Genomic DNA, 21,362 nt, shown 5'->3' on the forward strand with positions numbered 1-21,362 from the left:
GGCCGGAGTAGCTCGGCCTGGGCGCTGGGTGGTGCGGCCTCGGTGCGGAGGTGCGTCGCGCGGCGCTGGGTGGTCGGCACCGGCGTGGTCGGACGGGCGGCGGCCGGGCGGGCACGGTGGGCTCCGGGCTCGGCACCGTCTCCTGCGTCTCCGTGGCCGCCGGGCTCGGCGACGGTGAGGGCGGAGGCTCGGGAGTCGGCTCCGTCGGCACCGGACTGGGCGTCGCGGTGACCGTGGCGGTGGTCGTCACATGCGCCGTCGGCTGCGTCCGGCCGGTGGGCTGCGCCGGCGGCGGGACCACCGGCTGGGTCGGCAGCGGCACGATCGGGCCGGGGGTCGGGACCGAGGTGAGCTCCGGCGTCACCGGAGCGTCGGTCGGCCACTCGCTCGGCAGCACCAGCGGCTGCACGGGCGAGTCCGGGTCGTCGGACGACAGTGCCCACGGCACCGTCACCTGCGGCGCCGCCGTCGGGGCCTGCCCGCCGCCTCCGGTCGCGCCTCCCGTGGTCCCGCCACCCACGTTCCCGCCGTCCGCGATCACGCGCCCACCGGAACCGTGCTGGCCCGCGGCGCGCTCCGCGGCGGCCGGCGACAGCTGGACCTCCGCGTAGTGACCGGCGCCCCACAGCCCCACGCCGGAGAGCAGGACCACGGCGCCGACCGCGGCCGCGAGGCCCACGGGGAACGGCTTGCGCCTGGCCGTCTCGACCTGGCCCTGGGTGGTCGGCGGACCCCACGTCTGCTGCGGGGGCTGCTCCTGCGGCATGGCGGCCGGCTGCCAGGCGACGGCGGGCACCTGCTGGGGCTGCTGGGGGACGGGCGGCGGACCCCACGTCTGCTGCGGGGCCGGCGGAACGGGGACTCCCCCGACCGGCGGCTGCGGCGGCTGCGCGGGCAGCACCGCCGTCGCGCCGGGGCCCGCCGCCGGTTGCGCCCCGGCGGCACCGCCGCCGAGCAGTTGCAGCATGGCGGCGTAGGCGGTGGGCCGCTGCCCCGGCTCCTTGGCCAGCGCGGGCAGCACGACCTGGCGCAGCCGCTCCTCCAGGCCGCCGAGGTCGGGCTGCGCGTTCAGCACCGCCTGCGGCTCCTGCGGGAACGGCGGACGCCCGGTCGCGGCGAAGACCACCGTGGCGGCCCAGGCGAACATGTCCGCGTACGCGTCGTACCGCTCGCCCCTGATCTGCTCGGGAGCCCGGTACGCCGGCTCGCCCACCGGCGGTCCGACGGCGACGTCGGTCAGCTTGACCCCGTCGTCGGCGACGATGACGTTGTGCGGGGTGAGCGCGCCGTGCGCGAGGTCGGCGAGGTGCACGGCGGTCAGCGCGGTGAGCACGCCCACCGCGACCCGTTCGAGCGCCTCCCCGGAGAGCGGGCCCTCGGCCGCCACGGCGGCGGCCAGGCTGCGCCCCTCGACGTGTTCCCTGACGACGTAGGGCCGATCACCGAGCAGGCCCGCCGTGATCGTGCGGGCCACATATGAGCTGGACACACGCGTGGCCACAGTGAGCCGGTCGAGGACGGCCTGCCCCGAACCCGGCTCGGCGGCCAAGAGCCTGATCACCCGCACAGGGGCGTCGTCGCCGGTCTCCTTGCCGACATAGACGTCGCCGCGGGGCCCCTCGTCCAGCCGTCCCAGGATGGCGTACTCGCCTATCTGCTCGGGATCACCCGGCCGTAAAGGGTGCATCTCAGTCCTTTCTGGAAGTGACCTGATCAGGATCATTCAACCAAGAGGACGCGGCACAAAGCAGCGGTTTCCGGCAGGCCAAAACATTTAACCGTCAATTACTCAAAGCAGACATGTCAACCCTCGCGGCCGGGGCGCCACCTTCTGCGCCTGCCCATCGGCGCGAACACCCGCACGGCCACGATCAGACCCACCGCGCACAGCGCCGCCGCCGCGATCGTGAGCGCCAGGTCGATCGCCTCCTGGTCCACCGGAGCCGCCCTGCTCACCGCGTTCTGCGGCAGCGGGGCCGGCGCCGGCGGCGCGATGACGGGGGCGTCGACGGCTTCCAGCGGCAGGATCGCGGTGACGGCGAGCAGCGGGTTGACCATCCCGGCACCCGTGCCCGTCCCCACGCCGCCGTCCGCCGTGGCGGTGATGCGCCACCGCACCCGCTCCTGGCTCAGTTCCGGGTGGCGGGCACGCACCAGCGCCGCCACCCCCGCGACGTACGGCGCGGCGAAGCTGGTGCCCTCCAGCCCGCTCATGTACGCCCGTCCCGGCCAGGTGGAGGTGATGGCCTGGCCCGGGCCGAGCACCCCGACGGGTGTCGCCGTGTTGGAGAAGTCGGCGCGCCTGCCGTCGGGCGTGGCGGAACCCACCGCCAGCACACCGGGGTAGGCGGCGGGATAGGAGGCCTCAGGCGTGCCGTCCTCCGCGGTCCTGTTGCCGGCCGCGGCCACGATCACCGCGTCCTTGCCCAGCGCGTACGCCACGGCCTGCCTGAGCTTCGGGTCGTCGTGGGCGTCGATCGACACGTTGATCACGTCGGCGCCCGCGTCGGCCGCGTCCACGATGGCCCTGGCCAGCGTGTCCGGGTCTCCGTTCTCCTCGTTCGTCTGCTTGAGCGAGATCAGCCGCACGCCCGGCGCGACGCCGACGAAGGGGACGCCCTTCACGTACTGGGCGGCGATGATCCCGGCGACGGCGGTGCCGTGGCCGACGCAGTCGCGGTGTCCCGTGCCGGTGTAGTCGACTTCCTTGGCCACGCGGAGCTGCGGGTGCGTCAGGTCCACCCCGCTGTCGATAATCGCGACGGTGACCCCCTCGCCCGTGGTGAGCGGCCACACCCGCTTCGGGTCGAGCCTGCGCTGCGCCCACGGCTCGGCCACCTGCATGCTGCCCTTGCGCGGCGCGCAACGCACCGGCGCGGCGCGCGCCTGTGCGGGCGGCGCGGGTGGTGCCATGAGAAGCAGAGCCAGCACGGTCGCCAGAAGGCCGGGTCCCCGCATGAGCGATCAGCCTAACCGGTCGAGCTCGGCCGATGCTGCCGGTTCAAAACCGGCATACCGGTGATGGGGCTCGGAAGCGGCGGAAACGAGGCGCGACAGCAGTCCCACTCAGCAAGGGGGCGGACGCCGTCCAGCGTCGACAGGTGCATAAAATCCACCAAGGCTCGTAACCCAGGGGCCCGAGGGAAGGATGGACGCGGTGCACAAGGTCCTGATCGCCAATCGCGGTGAGATTGCCGTACGGATCGCCCGGGCCTGCAGAGACGCCGGGATGTCCAGTGTCGCGGTGTACGCCGACCAGGACCTGGACGCGCTGCACGTGCGGGTGGCCGACGAGGCGCACGCACTCGGCGGGCAGAGCCCGGCCGAGACCTACCTCGACATCGACAAGATCCTGTCGGTGGCGAGGAAGACGGGCGCGGACGCCGTCCACCCCGGCTACGGCTTCCTCGCCGAGAACGCCGGCTTCGCCCAGGCCGTGCTCGACGCCGGCCTGATCTGGATCGGCCCGCCGCCTTCGGCGATCACCGCGCTGGGCGACAAGGTCCAGGCGCGGCACATCGCGCAGCGCGTGGGCGCCCCGCTCGTGGCCGGAACCCCCGACCCCGTCTCCGGGGTGGACGAGGTCGTCGCCTTCGCGCAGCAGCACGGACTGCCGATCGCGATCAAGGCGGCATTCGGCGGCGGCGGGCGCGGGCTCAAGGTGGCCCGCACCCTGGAGGAGATCCCCGACCTGTACGAGTCCGCCGTGCGCGAGGCCGTCACCGCCTTCGGGCGCGGGGAGTGCTTCGTCGAGCGCTACCTCGACCGGCCGCGTCACGTGGAGACCCAGTGCCTGGCCGACACCCACGGCAACGTCGTGGTCGTGTCCACCCGCGACTGCTCGCTGCAGCGCCGCCACCAGAAGCTGGTGGAGGAGGCTCCCGCGCCGTTCCTGACCGACGAGCAGCTCGAACTCCTCTACTCCTCCTCCAAGGCGATCCTGCGCGAGGCCGGGTACGTCGGCGCGGGCACGTGTGAGTTCCTCGTCGGCCAGGACGGCACGATCTCCTTCCTCGAGGTCAACACCCGGCTGCAGGTCGAGCACCCGGTCAGCGAGGAGGTCGCCGGCATCGACCTGGTGCGCGAGATGTTCCGCATCGCCGACGGCGAGCCGCTGGGCTACGACGACCCGGTGCTGCGCGGCCACTCCATCGAGTTCCGCATCAACGCCGAGGACGCGGGCCGCAACTTCCTGCCCGCGCCGGGGACGATCACCTCGATGCGCGTCCCGTCCGGCCCCGGCGTGCGGCTGGACGGCGGTTACGAGACGGGGATGAGCGTGCCGCAGGCGTTCGACTCGCTCGTGGCCAAGCTGATCGTCACCGCGCGACCCGGGAGCAGGCGCTGGAGCGGTCGCGCCGGGCCCTGGCGGAGTACGAGATCGGCGGCATGCCGACCGTGCTGCCGTTCCACCGGGCCGTGGTGGACGACCCCGCCTTCACCGGCGAGCCGTTCTCCGTGCACACCCGCTGGATCGAGACCGAGTTCGTCAACGAGATCCCCCCGTACGAGGGGGCCGTGGAGGCGGCCGAGTCCGCCGAGCGCGAGCGGATCACGGTCGAGGTCGGCGGCAAGCGCCTGGAGGTCGTCCTGCCCGCCGGCCTGGGCTCCTCGGGTCTGGGCTCGTCCGGTCCGGGCGCGACCGGCGGCTCCGGCCCGGCCAGGAAGGCGGCGCCCCGGCGGTCCGGCGGGGGCGCGGCGAAGAAGGCCGCGGCGAGCGGCGACTCCCTCGTGAGCCCGATGCAGGGCACGATCGTGAAGGTCGTCGTCGCCGACGGCGACACCGTCGAACCCGGCGACACGATCGTCGTTCTCGAGGCGATGAAGATGGAGCAGCCGCTGACCGCCCACAAGGGCGGCACGATCACCGGCCTCGCGGCCGCCGTCGGCCAGACGGTCACCGCCGGGGCCGTCCTGTGCGAGATCAAGGACGCCTGAGCCTGCGCGGCGGCCGTGGGGGCCGGGTCACGCCCGTGTGCCCGAAGGCGCGCGGGCGCCTGCCTGGTCCCGCGGTCGTCGACCGGATCGGCGATCCGCAGCGGCGCGTCCGCCGGGGGCGCGGAGCCGGAGAAGCCGTCGGCCAGCATGGCGGCCACCGTGTAGAGGTGCCACGCCACATGGGGTCGCCGCGCCTTCGGCCTCCCTCCGGCCATGGCGGAAAGGTCGGAGAACAGACCCGCCACCGCCGCCTCGTCCACGATCCGCGCCAGCTCGTCCGTGACGGCCGTCCCGTCCCACGCGAGGACGCCGGCCCGGAGCTCGGCGGCCAGGGCCTCCGGGATGTCGACGCGCCAGTTCCAGGCCTTGGGGCCGCCTCCACCGGCGATCGGCGACGGGACGTCCCGCAGGCGACGCCGTACGCGGTCCAGCAACATCCCGCCCGCAGGCTCGGCGGCGAACCGCCACGGCCTGCCCTCGATCGGGACGTCTCTCAGCTCGGGCGCGAAGGCCAGGATGCACCGGTGGACCACCTCCTCGGACCGCCGCCACATCGGGTCGATGCTCAGCGCGGTCCGTACGACCAGGTTGTCGAGGAACGGCGGGACAGGCGTCCCACCGCGCAGCAGCGCGGCCCGGGAGGCGGCGTGCCAGCGGCCGACGCGGTAGGTGAGATAGAGCCGGTCGAGCGTCCCCGCCGGGTCGTCCTGCCCGCGCCGCCGCCACGGCTCCGCCAGCTCGCGGGCGTGGTCCTTGGCCTCCCGGCTCAGCAGGTCGGCGTTCCTGGTGAACAACCCCTCGATCCTGCGCCGCATGGCGGCGACGCCGAGGTCCTCCTGGTTGTGGAGGAACCCCGCCCGCAGCACCTCCCCGCCGTGCCCGGACATCCGCGGTCGCGGATCGAAGCCCGCCGCCTCCGGCACGTTCTCGTACGCCGACAGCATGCCCTCGCAGACGCGCACGACGTTGTGCGCGCGGACTCTGGGGTGGGCGACGACCAGGTGCGCGGCGTCCGCCGACCGCTTCGGCTCGACCGCCCGGTGCTCCACGCCGAGGGTCGCCGCGACGCGCCGCGCCAGCACGACGTCGGGGGGTGCCCTCGCGCCCCGAGGTGGCCGTGGTGAACGGGATGCCCGCGTGATGGAGCAGCGCGGCCAGGAGCCTGCTGTCCCTGCCGCCGGTGAGCGACAGCCGTACGGGCTCCGTGGCGGCCGCCAGCGGTCGCACGGAGGCAAGCAACGCCGCGGCAAGCTCGTCGGCCTGGGCCCGCATGCCACGGGCAGTGCCGGGCCGGGGACGCGCCTCGGGCGGCGCGGTCTCGCCGGTCGCGGCCAGCCCCCGGACGATGCCGATCTCGGTGGCCGGCGGCAGCGCGCGCACCCCGTCGAAAGGGGTCTCGTCGGACAGGAAGTAGCCCATCCTGACCATGGACTGCAGCGCCGGGAGGTTCCAGGCGACGGCGGGCCGGGCCGTGCCCGTCACCACGGCGCGGGCGACCAGGTGAACGAGCAGCGCCCGGTTGCCGACGACGTGGACGTCCGGAGTCTCGGCGTGGAACACCGGGCAGGCCGCCGTCATCCCGGTCGCGGCCGTCAGCTCGCCCTCCCCCGCGCGGAACACCGAGAAACAGCCGCCCGTACGGCACACGGCCTCTCCCAGGCGGCGGGCGGCCAGCAGGCGTGCGGCGTCGGCGGGGTCGGCGAGGTGACCGGTGATGCCGGCGACCTGGTTGCCGCCCGTGACCCGGTCGCCCCTGATCCTGTCGTCTCCGACCAGGAGAGGCAGGACGCCGTCCCCCCGGCTCGTTCGACCACGACAGCAGCGCCACGTCGCCCGCGCCGGACCGCCACTCCTCCGCGGTGGCGGTCTCGGCGGGCACGGGGAAGGCACGGTCGATCGCGGCCAGGGCCGCGGCGAACCCCACGGGAGGCAACGGCGCACCGACCCGTTTGGCCGCGATGCCCAAGTAAACGCGCAACTGCCACCTCACTTTGTCGATCGTTGAGGGGTTCGATGCGGGATCGCGGCGGACGGTTCGGCGACCGGCGCCACGGTCATTCACCGGCAGGAGGACGCATGCCGGGTTCCGGGTGCGGAACGATAGGTTTTTGTGGAGGAACCATCGCGCCCTGCCGTTCGTCCAGTAGGGCGAAGGAGGCTTGAAGCCGTGACCATGAAGACACCGCTCGGCCGGGTGGGGGCCGCCCTGGCGGCGCTGCTCGCCGGGCTCATCACCCTGCTCGCGCTCGCGCCGTCCGCAATGGCGGCGGCTCCCCCGGACCCCACCACGGTCCTGTCGTCCTGGAAGAACGCCAAAGACCCGCTGTTCGTCCAGAGTGGGTCTCCGCTCTCGTCGAGCCAGCAGAACGAGATCCGCCAGGCGCTGAAGGACTCGAAGTCCAAGATCTACGTGGTCGCCATGCCCGACGGCACCGTGAGCACGAGCCAGGTGAGCACCTACATCCCGCAGCTGCTGTCCGAGCTCGACAAGGCCGGCAAGTCGAGCGCGACCGTGGCGCTTCTCGACGGCACGAGCCTGTTCGCCGGGTCGACCGAGCTGCCCAGGAACGCGCCGGGCGTGCTGGCCCGGCTGTCCACCAACTCCAACAGCGACGTGGTCACCGGCATGAAGGACTTCATCAACCGGGTGAACCTGGTGCGCGAGGGCGACGTCAACGGCGCCCGCGCCAAGGGCAGCACGGTCGGCGGCGGTGGCGGTTCGGGTGTGCTCGTCGGCATTCTGGGCATCGCGGTTGTGGGAGGTGCCGGTTTGTGGATCATCGGACGCCGTAACAAGCGCAAGCGCGAGGAGCGCGAGGCCGCCGAGCTCGCCGCCGTCAAGCAGACGGTCGAGGAGGACGTCACGAAGTTCGGTGAGGAGATCACCGCGCTCGACGTGGACGTCAAGATGCTCCCGCAGGCCGAGACGACGGGCGACTGGCAGCGCGCCCTCGACTCCTACGAGCGGGCCAAGACCGAACTCGCCGCGATCAAGCGCCCGGAGGACCTGCGCACGGTGACCTCCACGCTGGAGGACGGCCGCTACGCGCTGGCCTGCGTCAAGGCGCGCGTGAACAACCAGCCGCTGCCCGAGCGGCTGCCCCCGTGCTTCTTCAACCCGCAGCACGGCCCGTCGGTCCGCAACGTGCGCTGGGCGCCCCCCGGCGGCGCGGTGCGCGACGTCCCGGCCTGCGCGGCGGACGCCGAGGCGGTGGAGCGCGGCTTCGACCCGCAGATGCGCGAGGTCATGGTGGACGGCCACCGCAGGCCCTACTGGGACGCCGGTCCCGCCTACCAGCCCTACGCGTACGGCTACTACGGCGGCTTCGGCGGCGGCGACCTGCTGACCGGCATGCTCGTCGGCACCATGCTCGGCAACGCATTCGGCGGCTGGGGCCACGGCGGATACGGCGCCGGATACGACTCCGGCTACGCCGCGGGCGTGGAGGCCGGCGGCGGCGACTGGGGCGGTGGCGGCGACTTCGGCGGCGGAGGAGACTTCGGCGGCGGTGGCGGCGACTGGGGCGGCGGCGACTTCGGCGGAGGGGACTTCGGCGGAGGCGACTGGTAACGCCTGAACGCTTCCTGCACGGCATCGACGAGGGGCGGACCCGGCGGGGTCCGCCCCTTCGTCATGTCCGGGGACCGCGACCACGGCCGCGGCCCCCGTTCGCCACCGCGGGGGCGCCGTCGCCGGGGCCGGTCAGCGGATTGCAAGTGCGGTTAAAGATCGCATGGGAAACTCGGGACGTTCCCCTCAGGAGGCTCCCCGTGCGTCGCTTCGCCCCCCTGTCCGTCACCGCCCTGCTCCTGTCGCTCGCGTTCCTGTCACTCCCTGCGACCGCCGCTCAGGCGCCGCCGCGCCCTGCAAACCGGGCAGCGGCGTCAAGCTGCGCGGCAAGGACCTCACCAGCGCCGCCCTGCCTCCAGACCTGCGGTGCGCCGACCTCACCGGCGCGAAGCTCGACGGGGTGGACCTCACGGGCAAGGACCTCACCGGAGCCGTCCTGCGCAAGGCCTCGCTGAAGGAGGCCGACCTCGGCCAGGCGCATCTCGACTACGCCGACCTGCGCGGCGCCGACCTCACCGAGGCCGACATGGGCCAGATGCGGGCCAAGCGGGCGAACCTGCGCGGGGCGGTCCTCGTCGACGCGGAGGCCGTGCAGGCCGAGTTCCCGCACTCCGACCTGACCGGCGCGGTCCTCACCCGGGCCGTGCTCAGCCAGGCCGACCTCACCGACGCCCAACTGGTGGACGCCGACCTGAAGGACGCCGCGCTCGGGCAGATCAAGGGCCGTAAGGCCGACTTCACCCGGGCCAAGCTCGGCGAGGCCAAGTTCGGCCAGGCCCACCTGGAGCACGCCGTACTGAAGGACGCCGATCTGTCCGAGGCGGAGTTCACCCAGGCCGAACTCGACGGCGCGGACTTCCACGGGGCGAACGTCGACAAGGCCTCTTTCACCCAGGCCGACGACGTGGACCTCACCGGGGCCCGGGGCACGGCGGTCAACCTCCCCGACGACGCCGTCGCGCCCGGCACCGCCGGCGGGGACGACCCGGCCGGAGACAGGACGACCACCTCGGAGCAGGACGTGTCCGGCAACGCCTTACGCCCGAAGGGCCCGTCGCCCGCGCTCATCCTCGTCATCGTGTCCGGGCTCGGCCTGAGCCTGACGCTGATCCTTTGGGGCGTCGCGCACCGGCGCAAGGAGCGGTTCGTGGCCGAGATGGCGGTGGCCAGGCACGCGGCCGAGGAGGACGTGACCCGCTTCGGCGAGGAGATCGACGCCCTCGACTTCGAGATGAAGATCAACCAGGTCAGCGGCCCGGCGTTCGAATGGCGCGCGGCACTCGACGCGTACGAGGCGGCCAAGCAGGCGCTGAACGTCGCCCAGACGCCGTACGACCTGCGGGCGGCCGCCGCGGCGGTCGCACGGGGACGGCAGGCCCTGCACGAGGTCAGGTCACGGCTGTCCGCCACGGGCGGCCACCACTGACCTCGGCGAGTTCACCGGCGGCCCTGCCCGAAGACGGCGTCACGGGCGATCGAGAGCGCGGTGGAGGCCGCGCCCCTCAGGACGGGGTTGTCCGGGATGCCGCTCACGCGTACGTGCACGGGGACGGGCGAGACCTCCGCCAGTCGCTCGGCGACCAGGGCCGCCAGCGGGTCGCCGCCCGCCAGGCTGGTGGCGCCGCCGAGGACGACGAGACCGGGGTCGAGCACGGCGACGAGCGTGAAGGCGGCCGTCGCGACCCTGTCCGCCAGGGCCGGGAGGTCCAGCCCGCGTACGGCCTGCGCGCCCAGCAGGTCGCACACCTTGATGTCGAGCCGGCCGAGGAAGCCGATCTCGCCGGCGCCGCCGGAGGCGCCCCGGCGGAGTCTGCCGTCCAGCACGACGGCCGCGCCGACGCCGTCGTCCAGCCAGAGCAGGACGAAATCGTCCCGCCCGGCGGCCGCCCCGGTGGCCTGCTCGGCGACGGCGGCCAGGTTGACCTCGTTCTCCATGACGACCGGCGCGTCGACCAGGGTGCGCAGGGCCGGGAGCAGTCCGGGGCGCCAGGCGGGCTCGGCGTTCCCGGCCGCGAGGTCTCCGGTCTGCGGGTCGACCATCCCGGGCGCGCCGATCACGACGGCGTGCAGGGGACGTGAGCCGGCCGCCTCGGTGAGCGCCTCCGCGACCAGCGCGGGAAGGTTCTCCCCGATAGGCCGCCTCGCCTCGCCCACGATGCCGCCGGCGATGTCGGCGACCGTCACGTTGACCACGTCACGCCGCACGTCCACCCCGCCCACGAACGCCCGGTCGGCGACGATGCCGTAGAGCCTGGCGTTGGGGCCGCGCCGGTCGCCTCCGCTCTCCCCCGTGATCCCGATCAGGCCGTTCACCTGGAGGCGTTCGATCAGGTCCGACACGGTCGGGCGGGACAGGCCGGTGAGCGCGCGCAACTGGGGTGCGGTCAGCGGGCCCCGCTCCAGGAGCAGGTCGAGCGCGAGCCGGTCGTTGATGGCCCGTGCGAGCTGGGGTGTCGCGGTCTTCATGAAAACCCACTTTTTATCAGGAACCCTGCCTGTTAATTTAGCCGCATGCGAGACAGACATCAACGGGCCACCGCCGTCGTCTTCGCCGTGCACGGCGCGGTGGCCGGCACCCTCGCCACCCGGATGCCCTGGTTCCAGGACCACTTCGGCCTCGGCACGGCCGCGCTCGGGCTCGTCCTGCTCTGCCCGCCGATCGGCTCGTTCCTCGCGATGCCGATGACGGCGCGGCTGGCCTACCGCTTCGGAACCAAGGCGACGACCCGGACCCTGCTGGCCCTGTGGTGCGCGGCGCTGGCCCTGCCCGTGCTCGCGCCCGGCCCGCTGTGGCTGGTGCCCGCGTTCCTCCTGTACGGCGCCGCGGCCGGGATGTGCGACCTGGCGATGAACGCCCAGGGCGTGCTCGTGGAACGGCGCCTGGGCCGTTCGGTCATGTCCGGCCTGCACGGCATGTGGAGCGTCGGCAACCTGTGCGGCGCGGGTCTCGGGGCCGCGGCGGCGCAGGCGGGCCTGGACGCGCGTGCGCATCTCACCCTCATGGCGGCGGCGCTGATCGCCGTGGGCGCCGTGGGAAGTCGTGCGCTCCTGGACGACGTGCCCGCGCCGGACGAGAAGCCGCCGTCCCGCTTCACGGTGCCGCCGAGGGCCGTCCTGCTGATCGGCCTGATCGGCTTCTTCGCCACCTTCGCGGAGCGGGCCAGCGGCCAGTGGGCCGCGATCTACCTCAGGGACGTGACCGGGGCGGGCGCGGGCCTCGCCGCGGCGGGCTTCACCGTGTTCACCGCGTGCATGGTCACGGTGCGGCTGGCCGGAGACTTCGTGGTGCGCAGGCTCGGGCCGGTCGCGACGGTGCGCGCGGGGGCCGTCACGGCCGTGCTCGGCGGCGTGATGGTGGTCGCGTTCCGGACTCCCGCGCCGGTGATCGCCGGGTTCGCGTTGTTCGGCGCCGGTGTCGCCGTCGTCGTGCCGCTGGTGTTCGCGGCGGCGGGCCAGGCCGCCCGTACGCCTGCCGAGGGCGTCGCGGGGGTCGCGACGATCACCTGGATGTCGGGGCTGGTGGCGCCTTCCGTCATCGGCTGGCTGGCCGGCACGTTCGCCTTCCCGTTCGCGTTCGCCCTGGTGACGTGTATGGTCGCGGCGATGATCCGGCCGGCGCGCGCGCTGCGCCCACGCGCCGCCGCCCGCGTACCGGTCGCCGCGGCGGACTGAGGTCCGGCCGTCAGATGCCGGCGGTCAGCGGGGACATGAGGCGGCGGGCGGCCTCGGTGATCGAGCCCGACAGCGACGGGTAGACGGCGAAGGTGTGGGCGAGCTGGTCCACGGTCAGGCGGTGCTGCACGGCCACCGACACGGCCAGGATCAGCTCCGACGCGCGCGGGGCGACCACTACGCCGCCGAGCACGATGCCGGTGTTCGGACGGCAGAACAGCTTCACGAAACCGTCGTTGAAACCCTGCATCTTGGCCCGGGCGTTGGTCGCGAGAGGCAGCTTGACGACATTCGCCTCGATCTCGCCCGCCTCGATCTGCCGCTGCGACACGCCCACGGCGGCGATCTCCGGGTCGGTGAAGATGTTGGCGGCGACGGTGGCCAGCCGGATCGGCTGCACGGCCTCGCCGAGCGCGTGCCAGACCGCGATCCTGCCCTGCATGGCGGCGACCGAGGCGAGCATCAGGACGCCGGTGCAGTCTCCCGCGGCGTACACGCCCGGCGCGGAGGTCCTCGACACCTTGTCGACCTCGATGAAGCCGTTGCGGTCGAGCCGCACGCCGTTGTCCTCGAGCCCGAGCCCCGAGGTGTTGGGGACCATGCCGACGGTCATGAGGCAGTGGCTGCCCTCGGCGGTGCGGCCGTCCTCCAGGGTCACGACGACGCCGTGCTCGGTGCGCTTGACCGAGGCGGCACGCGAGCGGCCCATGACGTTCATGCCGCGGCGCCGGTAGACCTCCTCGAGCACCTCGGCCGCGTCGGCGTCCTCGTTGGGCATCATCCGGTCGCGCGAGGAGACCAGCGTGACCTCCGACCCGAGCGACCGGTAGGCGCCGGCGAACTCGGCGCCGGTGACGCCGGAGCCGACCACGATCAGGTGCTCGGGCAGCTCCTCCAGGTCGTACAGCTCTCGCCAGCTGAGGATGCGCTCGCCGTCGGGCTCCGCCCCCGGCAGCACGCGGGGGTGGGCGCCGGTCGCCACGATGACCACGTCGGCCCGGATCGTACGGTCCCCCGCGCGCACCACCTGGGGGTCGACCAGGCGGCCCCGGGCGCGGATGACCTCGACGCCCTCGGCGGCCAGCCGGGCGGCGATGTCGTTCGACTGCGCCAGCGCGAGTTCCTTGACGCGTTTGTTCACGTCGATCATGTCCACGGCGACGCCGCCGGCGTCGTGGTCAGGGCCGCCGTCGAAGCGGACCCCCAGGGACGACGCGTCGAGAAGCGCCTGCTTGCGGACGGAGGAGGCGATCAGGGTCTTGGACGGCACGCAGTCGGTGAGCACGCACGCCCCGCCGGGTCCTTCCTCCTCCACGACGGTGACTTGAGCGCCTAGTTGCGCGGCGACCAGGGCCGCCTCGTATCCGCCGGGGCCACCACCGATGATCACGATCCTTGTCACATGCTCCATTGTCCCGCATCCTGGCTTCGTATTCCCGGCGAGGTGCGCGTAACGGGCTGACTACGCGGATTTCTTTCGCCACACCTCCGTGCGCGCGCTACCCGTCCAACTTTCGGGATCTTGGTTTAGGCTTGTGTGCCGTGCCTGTTTACGCGGCCTACGGCAGCAACATGGACCCCAAGCAGATGGCGGAGTGGGCGCCCCACTCGCCCATGCGAGGAACGGGCTGGCTCCCGGGCTGGCGGCTCACCTTCGGCGGCGAGGACGTCAGCTGGGAGGGCGCTCTCGCCACGATAGTCGAGGACGCCGACGAGCAGGTATTCGTCGTCCTGTACGACGTGCCGGAGTGGGACGAGGCGTCCCTCGACCGCTGGATGGCCACCGACCTCGGCCTCTACCGCAAGCTCCGGCTCCGCGTCGCGACGCTGGAGGGGGACGTGCTCGCCTGGTCGTACGTGCTGAACTCCTACGAGGGCGGGCTGCCCTCGGCGCGATACATCGGCATCCTGGCCGACGCCGCGGAGAAGGCGGGCGCCCCCGACGACTACGTCGCGTGGCTGCGCACCCGCCCGTGTAAGAAGCTCGGCGACTGACACGGACCCGGCACTTATCGGCCGGGTTCATGCTCTTCTGTACCCTCAGCAAAGTGACCCCATATGACCTGGCGGCCGAGGCCGCGACCACGCTGAGGAACCTCACCGGCATCCCTTCCTTCGACGTCGCCCTCGTCATGGGCTCGGGCTGGGTCCCGGCCGCGGACGCGATCGGCGAGACGGTCGCCGAACTCGCGGTGACGAAACTGCCGGGGTTCTCCCCTCCCGCGGTCGCCGGTCACGCGGGCACGGTGCGCGCGGTGCGCACCTCCGCCGGGCTCAACGCCCTGATCTTCCTCGGCCGTACGCACCTGTACGAGGGCCGCGGGGTGGAGCCGGTGGTCCACGGGGTGCGCACGGCCGTCGCGGCCGGGGTGCGCACGGTGGTGCTGACCAACGCGGCGGGCGGCTGCGCCCGGAGACCCAGAAGGTCGGCGACCCCGTCCTGATCAGCGACCACATCAACCTCACCGGCGACAACCCGCTCACGGGCGCGACGTTCATCGACCTCACCGAGGTGTATTCCAAGCGCCTGCGCGACCTCGCCCGCGCGGTGGACCCCACGCTGGCCGAGGGCGTGTACGTCGCCTTCCGCGGCCCGACGTACGAGACGCCCGCGGAGATCCGCATGCTGCGCACGCTCGGCGGCGACCTGGTGGGCATGTCCACCGTGCTGGAGGCGATCGCCGCCCGGGAGGCCGGGGCCGAGGTGCTCGGGATCTCCCTGGTCACCAACCCCGGCGCGGGCCTGGTGGGCGAGCCGCTCAACCACGAGGAGGTCCTGGAGGTCGGCCGGGCCACGGCCGCCCGCATGGGCGTCCTGCTCGCCCAGGTCGTCGACAAGCTGTAGGGAGCATCATGACCGACTTCGTACGGCTCGCCCGGGAATGGCGTGACCAGGACCCCGACCCCGAGACGCGGGCGGAGCTCGACGCGCTCCTGCAGCGGGAGGACCTTGCCGCGCTGGAGGACCGCTTCGGCGCGAAGCTGGAGTTCGGCACGGCCGGCCTGCGCGGCGCGCTCGGAGCCGGGCCCAACCGGATGAACCGGGTCACGGTGATGCGGGCGGCCGCCGGGCTGGCCCGCGTCCTCGGGCCGGGACGCCATGTGGTGATCGGCTACGACGCGCGGCACAAGTCCGACGTGTTCGCCGCCGACACGGCCCGCGTGCTGACCGGGGCGGGCCTGCGCGCCTCGGTCATGGCCGCCAAGTGGCCGACCCCTGTCCTGGCGTTCGCCGTGCGCCACCTGGGCGCGGACGCGGGCGTCATGGTCACCGCCTCGCACAACCCTCCCCAGGACAACGGCTACAAGGTCTACTGGGGCGACGGCGCGCAGATCGTGCCGCCGATCGACCAGGAGATCTCGGCCGCCATCGACGCGGTCGGGCGGGTGGACGCGCTGCCGCTCGGCGAGGACTGGCAGACCCTCGGCCACGACGACATCCTCGTGCCGTACCTGCGGTCCCTGACCGCGCTCCCGATCGGCGACGCCCGCGAGATCGCGGTCGCGTACACGCCGCTGCACGGCGTCGGCGGCGCGACCGTGTCCGAGGCGTTCCGCGTGGCGGGCTTCGAGGTGCCGGTCATGGTGAGCCGGCAGGCGATGCCCGACCCGGACTTCCCCACCGTGGCGTTCCCCAACCCGGAGGAACCGGGCGCCATGGACCTCGCGCTCGAACTCGCCGCCGCGACCCGCGCCGACCTGGTGATCGCCAACGACCCGGACGCGGACCGGTGCGCGGTGGGCGCTCCGCTGCCGGGCGGCGGCTACCGCATGCTGACCGGCGACGAGGTGGGCGGCCTGCTGGCCGAGCACGTGCTGCGGCACACCTCGGGCGCCGACCGGCTGGTCGCCACCTCGATCGTGTCGTCGTCGCTGCTCGCCAAGATCGCCGCCGACCACGGCGTGCGGCACGCCGAGACCCTGACCGGCTTCAAGTGGATCATGAAGACGGGCCCGGGGCTGGTCTTCGGCTACGAGGAGGCGCTGGGCTACAGCGTGGGGTCGGACGCCGGCCTGCCGGTCCACGACAAGGACGGCGTGGGGGCCGCCCTCACCGTGGCCGGGATGGCCGCCGCGGCCAAGCGGGACGGCAGGTCGCTGCTCGACCTGCTGGACGACCAGGCCCGCCGCTACGGCCTCCACGCGACCACTCAGCTCTCCGTCCGGGTCGAGGACCTGTCGCTGATCGCGAAGGCCATCGAACGCCTGCGTACGCACCCGCCGGTGCAGCTGGCCGGCCGGGCGGTGGAGTCGGCCGAGGACCTGTCCCAGGGGGTGGCGGGGCTGCCGCCGACCGAGGGCCTGCGCTACCGCCTGTCCGGCGACGCCCGGGTCGTCGTACGGCCCAGCGGCACCGAGCCCAAGCTCAAGTGCTACCTGGAGGTCGTCGTGCCGGTCGAGGGCGACGACGTCGCACCCGCCCGCGCCCGCGCCGCGCAGGACCTGGAGGACCTGAAGAAGGATCTGGCCGTCGCCCTCGGGCTCTGAGCCGCCTACCGGCAGATCGTGTCCCTGGCCGGCCGCTCACCGGTGACCAGGAACGTGGTGACGACGCCGTCACCACAGGCGTTGCCGTTGACCAGGTAGGACCCGTGCCCGCCGGAGTCGACGGCGACCATGCGCGCCCTGCTCCCAAGGGCCTCGCGCATGCGCAGGGCGCCGCTGTACGGCGTCGCCGGGTCGCGCAGGTTCTGCACGAGCAGCACGTTGGGCGGCCCCTGCGGCGTGACCCGCACCGGCGCCTCCGCCGGCCGGTAGGGCCAGTAGGCGCAGGGACCGATGTTGACCGGCATGCCTCCGGTGAGCGGGTGGGCCGCCCGGTCGCGGGCCACCAGCCGCCGGTGCAGATCGACCGAGCTCGGCCACTCGACGTCGTTGCAGATGGTCGCGGCCACCGAGGCCGCGCCGTTCTGCAGCGCCGCGTCCGGCGCGGCGGAGGGCTCGGGGAGGGGACCCGAGCCGAGCGCCGCCCGCATGAGCCCGGCCAGGCCGGGGAACCCGGTGTCGGAGTACAGCGCGTTCAGCATGGTCTCGCGCAGGGCTGCGCCGTCGAGCCGCGGCGGATTGGCGCCGGGCCAAGGGATCGGGGCGTGGTCCAGGCGCTCGGCGAGGTCCAGGAAGGTGCGGCGCACCGCCGCGCCGTCCGCTCCCAGGCCGTACTCGCCGTCACGCTCGGCCGCCCAGGCGGCGAAGTCGGGGAACCGGTCCTCGACGCCCACCGAGTAGTTGGCCAGCCAGGCGCGGGCGACCTTGTGCGGGTCGGGATCGTCGTTGCTGTCCAGGATGACCCTGTCGGTGCGGCCGGGGAACATCGTGGCGTAGACGGCCCCGGCGTACGTGCCGTAGGAGACCCCCCAGTAGGACAGGCGCTCCTCCCCGAGGGCCCGGCGGATGGCGTCGATGTCCCTGGCCTCGTTGCGCGTGCTGATGGTAGGCAGCACGGGGCCGCCGTTGCGGGCGCAGGCCTCGCTGAACCTGCGGGCGTACGCGACGTTCTCGCCGATGTCACCGCCGGCCGAGGGGTAGGGCTTGAGCCGGGAGGGCGCCAGGTCCTCGTGGGCGAGCCCGCAGGAGACGGGCGAGCTCTGGCCGACTCCCCGCGGGTCGAAGCCGATCAGGTCGTAACGGTCGAGCACGGCGCTCGGCAGGCGCTTCACCATCGTGCTCGGCCTGCCCAGGCCCGGGCTGCCCGGTCCTCCGGGGATGAGCAGCAGCACGCCCCTGCGCAGTCCCGGCCGTGCCGTACGGATCCGGGAGACGGCCAGGGAGATCGTGCCGCCGCCCGGCTTGCCGTACGTGAGGGGGACCTGGAGCGTCGTGCACTCCTGGCGGGGGTCGAGCCCGGCGGCGGTGCCGCAGGAGGTCCAGGCCGGGGCGGCGTGAGCCGGGACCGAGGTGGCGGACAGGGAGATCAGGGCGGCTGCGCCGATGGAGGCGATGCGGTTCATGATTTCGGCTTTCGAGTCGTAAGGGGGTTGGCGGCGGCCCGGCTACTGGCGGGCGCCGATGGTCTCGGCCGGACGGGCGCGCAGCGCGAGACGCGCGGGAAGGCTCGTGGCGACCAGGGCGAGCGCGGCCACGGCGGCGATCACCAGTGCGTAGCCGACCGGGGGGACGTACGGCAGGGCCGACCCGGTCATCCCCCTGCTGAAGGCCGACAGCGTGATCAGCGCGATGCCGGTCCCGGCGAGCACGGAGACGACCAGCGCGGTCAGGGTCTCCAGGCGGAGCATGCGCAGCACCTGCCGCCGCGTCGCGCCGACCAGGCGGAGCAGGGCCAGTTCCCGCGATCGGTCCGTGGTGGACATGGCCAGCGTGTTGACCACGGCGATCGCGCTGAACGCGATGATCAGGCCCATGGCCACGTAGTTGACCTCGGCGTTCGGGGTCTCCGCCGCGGCCCCTCCGGTCGGCGACACCACCGGCGCCACGGCGGCCAGGGCCGCACGGGAGACCGAGGGGGCCTCGACCAGCAGGGTGCCCGATGGATCGTCGACATGGTCGGCCACCAGGGCGTACGGCAGGGTCAGGTCGCCGAACCCGAGGCCGCGCGAGTAGATCGCCACGACCTTCGGCTCCGCCGGGGTCCCGTCGCCCAGGGTGATCCTGACCGTGTCGCCGACCGACAGGCCGAGCCTGGAGGCCGCCGACTCGCTCAGCGCGACCGACCGGGCGCCGAATCCGTCGAGCGAGCCGGACACGACCCCGAGGTCCAGGGCCTGCCCGATCGGCCGCTCGCCGCCGTCGACGCCCTGCGCGCCGTACTTGTCCAGCCCGATCCGCACGGAGGTGCGCACCACCGAGGTCACGGCCCGCACGCCCGGCACGCGGCGCACCGCATCCGCCGTCGCGCCGCTCACCACGTAGTCGGCGTGGGTGCCGGCGGCGGCCTGCGCGGCCGACGCGTGCCCCATCGTGGTCTGGGTGAACAGAATGGTGCAGGTCATGGCCACCAGAAGGGTCAGCGGCGCCATCACGGAGGCCATCCGTCCCGGGCCCGTCCGCAGGTTGCGCGCCGCCAGGTATCCGGCGCGGGACGCGCGCAGCGCGATGCCGAGGGGGGCGGTCGCGGCGCGGGCGAGCACCGGGCCGAGCAGGGTGACGGCCACCGTCCAGACGAGCGCGGTCAGCATCGTCACGGGGCTCGACGCCGCCTCGGTCTCGAGTCCCGACAGCACCAGCGTCAGCACGATCCCGCCGGCGACGCAGAGGACGCCCGCGATCGACCGCCCGAGGGGCAGGCCCCCGCCCATGGCGGCCTCGCCCAGCGCCTCGACCGGGCGGATCCGCGCGGTGCGGCGGACCGAGAGCCGGGTCGCGGCCCAGGCCGCGGCCACGGCGGCCAGCAGGGCGGCCGCCGCCGGGAACGGGCTGACCACCAGGCGCAGGTTCTCCGGCATGGCGCCCAGGTCGACGAACCGGCCGCGCAGCCAGAACCCGAGGCCGATGCCGGCCGCCGATCCGATGACGCCGGCCGCGAGGCGACCAGCAGCGCCTCGCCGCCCAGGAGTTTGCGCACCTGCCCGGGGGTGGCGGCGACGGCCCGCAGGAGGGCGATCTCGCGCCGTCGCCGCTGGACCGCGAGAGCGGAGGTGCCGGTCACGACGAGGATCGCCACCAGCAGGGACGTGCCGCCCAGGGCGCCGCCCAGGCTGATCAGCCGCACCCGCGCCCGCTCCGCGCCGAGGAACTCCACCGTGCCGCGCTCGTCCCCGGTGTAGGCGACGAGGTGATCATTCAGCACCGGCGAGACATCCACGTGAGGGAACACGCCGATCGCGGTCACCAGCCCGGGACGTCCGGCCAGCCTGCGGGCCTCGGCCGTCGAGAAGAACACCGTGTCCTGGCTCGGCAGAGCCTGCGCGGTGACCCCCACGACCCGGTACGCCTCTCCCCGCACGCGCAGGACCGAGCCCACGGACAGGCCGGCGCGGGCGTCCACGACCACCTCGCCGTTCTCACGCGGCGGGCGCCCCTGGGCGATGGTGAACGGCGTGAGCCCCGCCGACTCCCACCCGTGCCCGAGAGCGTGTCCGTTCACGGGGAACGTCACCTCGGTGATCACCTTCGAGACGCCGGGCAGGCCGCGCAGTCCGGCGGCGGTCGCCTCGGGGATCCAGACCCGCTCGGACAGCGGCTTGGCCTTCGTCTTGACCTTTCCGGAGGACTTGGTCACGGTCTCGTGGACGTTCTGGTCGCCGGCGACGATCAGCGGCGCCCCTGCGTAGCGCTCCGGCGCGACCCCGCCCCGCAGGCCGGTCTCCAGCAGCATCAGGCACGCGCAGACCAGCGCGGCGGCGCACACCAGCGCCACGAACGCCCCCGCGAACGCCGCCCTGCGGTGCCGCAGGGTCTTCAGTGCGAGTCCGGTGATCATGCCGCGTACGCCCCCATCCTGGTCATGCGCTCGGCGACCTTCTCGGAGCTCGGCGTGGCCATCGCGTCCACGATGCGGCCGTCGGCGAGGAACAGGACGGTGTCGGCGTAGGAGGCGGCCACCGGGTCGTGGGTGACCATCACCACCGTCTGGCCGAGGCCGTCCACCACCTCACGCAGCAGCCGGAGCACGTCACGGGCGGTCATCGTGTCGAGCGCGCCGGTCGGCTCGTCGCCGAAGACCACCTGCGGCCGGGTCACCAGCGCCCTGGCGATGGCCACCCGCTGCTGCTGCCCGCCGGACAGCTGGGCGGGGCGGTGCCCAGTGCGGCCCGCCAGCCCCACCCGCCCGACGATCTCCTCAAGCCACGCCCGGTCCACCCGCGCTCCGGCCAGCCGCATCGGCAGCGTGATGTTCTCCAGCACGGTCAGGTACGAGACCAGGTTGAACGCCTGGAACACGAAGCCGATCCGCTGCCTGCGCAGTTCCGTCAACCGGGTCTCGTCCATGCCGGACAACTCCGTGCCGCCCAGCCGCACCGAGCCGGAGGAGGGCGTGTCCAGCCCCGCCGCGCAGTGCAGGAACGTGCTCTTGCCCGAACCCGAGGGTCCCATCACGGCGGTGAAGCTCCCGCCGGGGATGTTCACCGAGACCTCACGCAGGGCGGCCACCGCGCCCTGTCCCTTTCCATAAACCTTGCTCACCGCGTCAAGGCGAAGCACCTCTGTCATGTGCTCAAGCCTGTCGATCAGCGGTCACGCGGCCCAGAGACGGCCTCACCTCCTGGCCATGACATCCTCATGA

The 21,362-nt window shown here is 73.5% G+C and carries 14 protein-coding genes and 2 pseudogenes; 8 read left to right on the forward strand and 8 right to left on the reverse strand.

Translation table 11 applies throughout. The annotated features are described in order from the left end of the window. Both B1L11_RS54080 and mycP read right to left on the reverse strand, forming a co-directional pair. On the reverse strand, positions 1 to 1,687 hold a 1,687-nt coding region (locus B1L11_RS54080; RefSeq protein ID WP_079315959.1), incomplete at its 3' end, for a serine/threonine-protein kinase. A 116-nt stretch (positions 1,688 to 1,803) separates the two neighbouring features. Then, positions 1,804 to 2,958, reverse strand: coding sequence for a type VII secretion-associated serine protease mycosin (mycP, locus tag B1L11_RS20395; protein ID WP_079315960.1), 1,155 nt, complete (start codon positions 2,956 to 2,958; stop codon positions 1,804 to 1,806). 199 nt (positions 2,959 to 3,157) lie between these two features. On the opposite strand from mycP, the pseudogene B1L11_RS20400 reads away from it, so the two are divergent. The 4 genes and pseudogenes from B1L11_RS20400 to B1L11_RS20425 all read left to right on the forward strand — a co-directional run bounded on the left by B1L11_RS20400 (position 3,158) and on the right by B1L11_RS20425 (position 9,935). Next, a pseudogene (locus B1L11_RS20400) lies at positions 3,158 to 4,938 on the forward strand (biotin carboxylase N-terminal domain-containing protein). 342 nt (positions 4,939 to 5,280) lie between these two features. Beyond that, positions 5,281 to 5,607, forward strand: coding sequence for a hypothetical protein (locus B1L11_RS48450; RefSeq protein ID WP_143737414.1), 327 nt, complete (start codon positions 5,281 to 5,283; stop codon positions 5,605 to 5,607). A 1,504-nt stretch (positions 5,608 to 7,111) separates the two neighbouring features. Next, a complete protein-coding gene (locus B1L11_RS51455) occupies positions 7,112 to 8,509 on the forward strand; it encodes a hypothetical protein (RefSeq protein ID WP_256862750.1) in 1,398 nt (465 codons plus the stop codon). 163 nt (positions 8,510 to 8,672) lie between these two features. Further along, positions 8,673 to 9,935: a pentapeptide repeat-containing protein gene (locus B1L11_RS20425; protein ID WP_079315965.1), complete on the forward strand. Its 1,263-nt coding sequence runs from the start codon at positions 8,673 to 8,675 to the stop codon at positions 9,933 to 9,935. An 11-nt stretch (positions 9,936 to 9,946) separates the two neighbouring features. Here the strand turns inward: B1L11_RS20425 and B1L11_RS20430 are convergent, their stop codons facing one another. Further along, complete coding sequence (locus B1L11_RS20430) at positions 9,947 to 10,975, reverse strand: ROK family transcriptional regulator (RefSeq protein ID WP_079315966.1); 1,029 nt, start codon at positions 10,973 to 10,975, stop codon at positions 9,947 to 9,949. A 45-nt stretch (positions 10,976 to 11,020) separates the two neighbouring features. On the opposite strand from B1L11_RS20430, the gene B1L11_RS20435 reads away from it, so the two are divergent. Next, the gene (locus B1L11_RS20435; protein WP_079315967.1) at positions 11,021 to 12,181 is read left to right on the forward strand and encodes an MFS transporter; all 1,161 of its coding nucleotides are present in this window, start codon (positions 11,021 to 11,023) and stop codon (positions 12,179 to 12,181) included. 10 nt (positions 12,182 to 12,191) lie between these two features. Here B1L11_RS20435 and B1L11_RS20440 read toward each other — a convergent pair whose 3' ends face one another. Further along, a complete protein-coding gene (locus B1L11_RS20440; protein ID WP_079316011.1) occupies positions 12,192 to 13,583 on the reverse strand; it encodes an NAD(P)H-quinone dehydrogenase in 1,392 nt (463 codons plus the stop codon). 140 nt (positions 13,584 to 13,723) lie between these two features. Here B1L11_RS20440 and B1L11_RS20445 point away from each other — a divergent pair, with 140 nt between their 5' ends. The 3 genes and pseudogenes from B1L11_RS20445 to B1L11_RS20455 all read left to right on the forward strand — a co-directional run bounded on the left by B1L11_RS20445 (position 13,724) and on the right by B1L11_RS20455 (position 16,669). After that, positions 13,724 to 14,176: a gamma-glutamylcyclotransferase gene (locus tag B1L11_RS20445; RefSeq protein ID WP_079315968.1), complete on the forward strand. Its 453-nt coding sequence runs from the start codon at positions 13,724 to 13,726 to the stop codon at positions 14,174 to 14,176. A gap of 29 nt (positions 14,177 to 14,205) precedes the next feature. Continuing rightward, positions 14,206 to 15,026: pseudogene (locus B1L11_RS20450) on the forward strand (purine-nucleoside phosphorylase). Between the two features lie 8 nt (positions 15,027 to 15,034). After that, positions 15,035 to 16,669, forward strand: a complete 1,635-nt coding sequence (locus tag B1L11_RS20455; RefSeq protein ID WP_079315969.1) for a phospho-sugar mutase — start codon at positions 15,035 to 15,037, stop codon at positions 16,667 to 16,669. Between the two features lie 5 nt (positions 16,670 to 16,674). Here the strand turns inward: B1L11_RS20455 and B1L11_RS20460 are convergent, their stop codons facing one another. From B1L11_RS20460 to B1L11_RS20470, 4 genes are read right to left on the reverse strand one after another with little or no spacing between them, the layout of a single operon-like run. Continuing rightward, complete coding sequence (locus B1L11_RS20460; RefSeq protein ID WP_079315970.1) at positions 16,675 to 18,129, reverse strand: alpha/beta hydrolase; 1,455 nt, start codon at positions 18,127 to 18,129, stop codon at positions 16,675 to 16,677. Positions 18,130 to 18,171: 42 nt separating this feature from the next. Further along, complete coding sequence (locus B1L11_RS54085; protein WP_306291684.1) at positions 18,172 to 19,434, reverse strand: FtsX-like permease family protein; 1,263 nt, start codon at positions 19,432 to 19,434, stop codon at positions 18,172 to 18,174. Continuing rightward, complete coding sequence (locus tag B1L11_RS51465; RefSeq protein ID WP_256862738.1) at positions 19,365 to 20,558, reverse strand: ABC transporter permease; 1,194 nt, start codon at positions 20,556 to 20,558, stop codon at positions 19,365 to 19,367. Before B1L11_RS51465 ends, B1L11_RS54085 begins: the two co-directional genes overlap by 70 nt. Further along, positions 20,555 to 21,289: an ABC transporter ATP-binding protein gene (locus B1L11_RS20470; RefSeq protein WP_079315971.1), complete on the reverse strand. Its 735-nt coding sequence runs from the start codon at positions 21,287 to 21,289 to the stop codon at positions 20,555 to 20,557. Before B1L11_RS20470 ends, B1L11_RS51465 begins: the two co-directional genes overlap by 4 nt. Positions 21,290 to 21,362 lie beyond the last annotated feature (73 nt).

The organism is Microbispora sp. GKU 823, from assembly GCF_002027145.1.
Taxonomy (GTDB): domain Bacteria; phylum Actinomycetota; class Actinomycetes; order Streptosporangiales; family Streptosporangiaceae; genus Microbispora; species Microbispora siamensis.

Bases quoted from the DNA above. Each gene is read 5' to 3' on its own strand.
- mycP (WP_079315960.1), bottom strand. From the start codon at position 2,958: ATGCGGGGACCCGGCCTTCTGGCGACCGTGCTGGCTCTGCTTCTCATG.
- B1L11_RS48450 (WP_143737414.1), top strand. From the start codon at position 5,281: ATGTCGACGCGCCAGTTCCAGGCCTTGGGGCCGCCTCCACCGGCGATC.
- B1L11_RS51455 (WP_256862750.1), top strand. From the start codon at position 7,112: ATGAAGACACCGCTCGGCCGGGTGGGGGCCGCCCTGGCGGCGCTGCTC.
- B1L11_RS20425 (WP_079315965.1), top strand. From the start codon at position 8,673: ATGGGAAACTCGGGACGTTCCCCTCAGGAGGCTCCCCGTGCGTCGCTT.
- B1L11_RS20430 (WP_079315966.1), bottom strand. From the start codon at position 10,975: ATGAAGACCGCGACACCCCAGCTCGCACGGGCCATCAACGACCGGCTC.
- B1L11_RS20435 (WP_079315967.1), top strand. From the start codon at position 11,021: ATGCGAGACAGACATCAACGGGCCACCGCCGTCGTCTTCGCCGTGCAC.
- B1L11_RS20455 (WP_079315969.1), top strand. From the start codon at position 15,035: ATGACCGACTTCGTACGGCTCGCCCGGGAATGGCGTGACCAGGACCCC.
- B1L11_RS20460 (WP_079315970.1), bottom strand. From the start codon at position 18,129: ATGAACCGCATCGCCTCCATCGGCGCAGCCGCCCTGATCTCCCTGTCC.
- B1L11_RS54085 (WP_306291684.1), bottom strand. From the start codon at position 19,434: ATGGGCGGGGGCCTGCCCCTCGGGCGGTCGATCGCGGGCGTCCTCTGC.
- B1L11_RS51465 (WP_256862738.1), bottom strand. From the start codon at position 20,558: ATGATCACCGGACTCGCACTGAAGACCCTGCGGCACCGCAGGGCGGCG.
- B1L11_RS20470 (WP_079315971.1), bottom strand. From the start codon at position 21,289: ATGACAGAGGTGCTTCGCCTTGACGCGGTGAGCAAGGTTTATGGAAAG.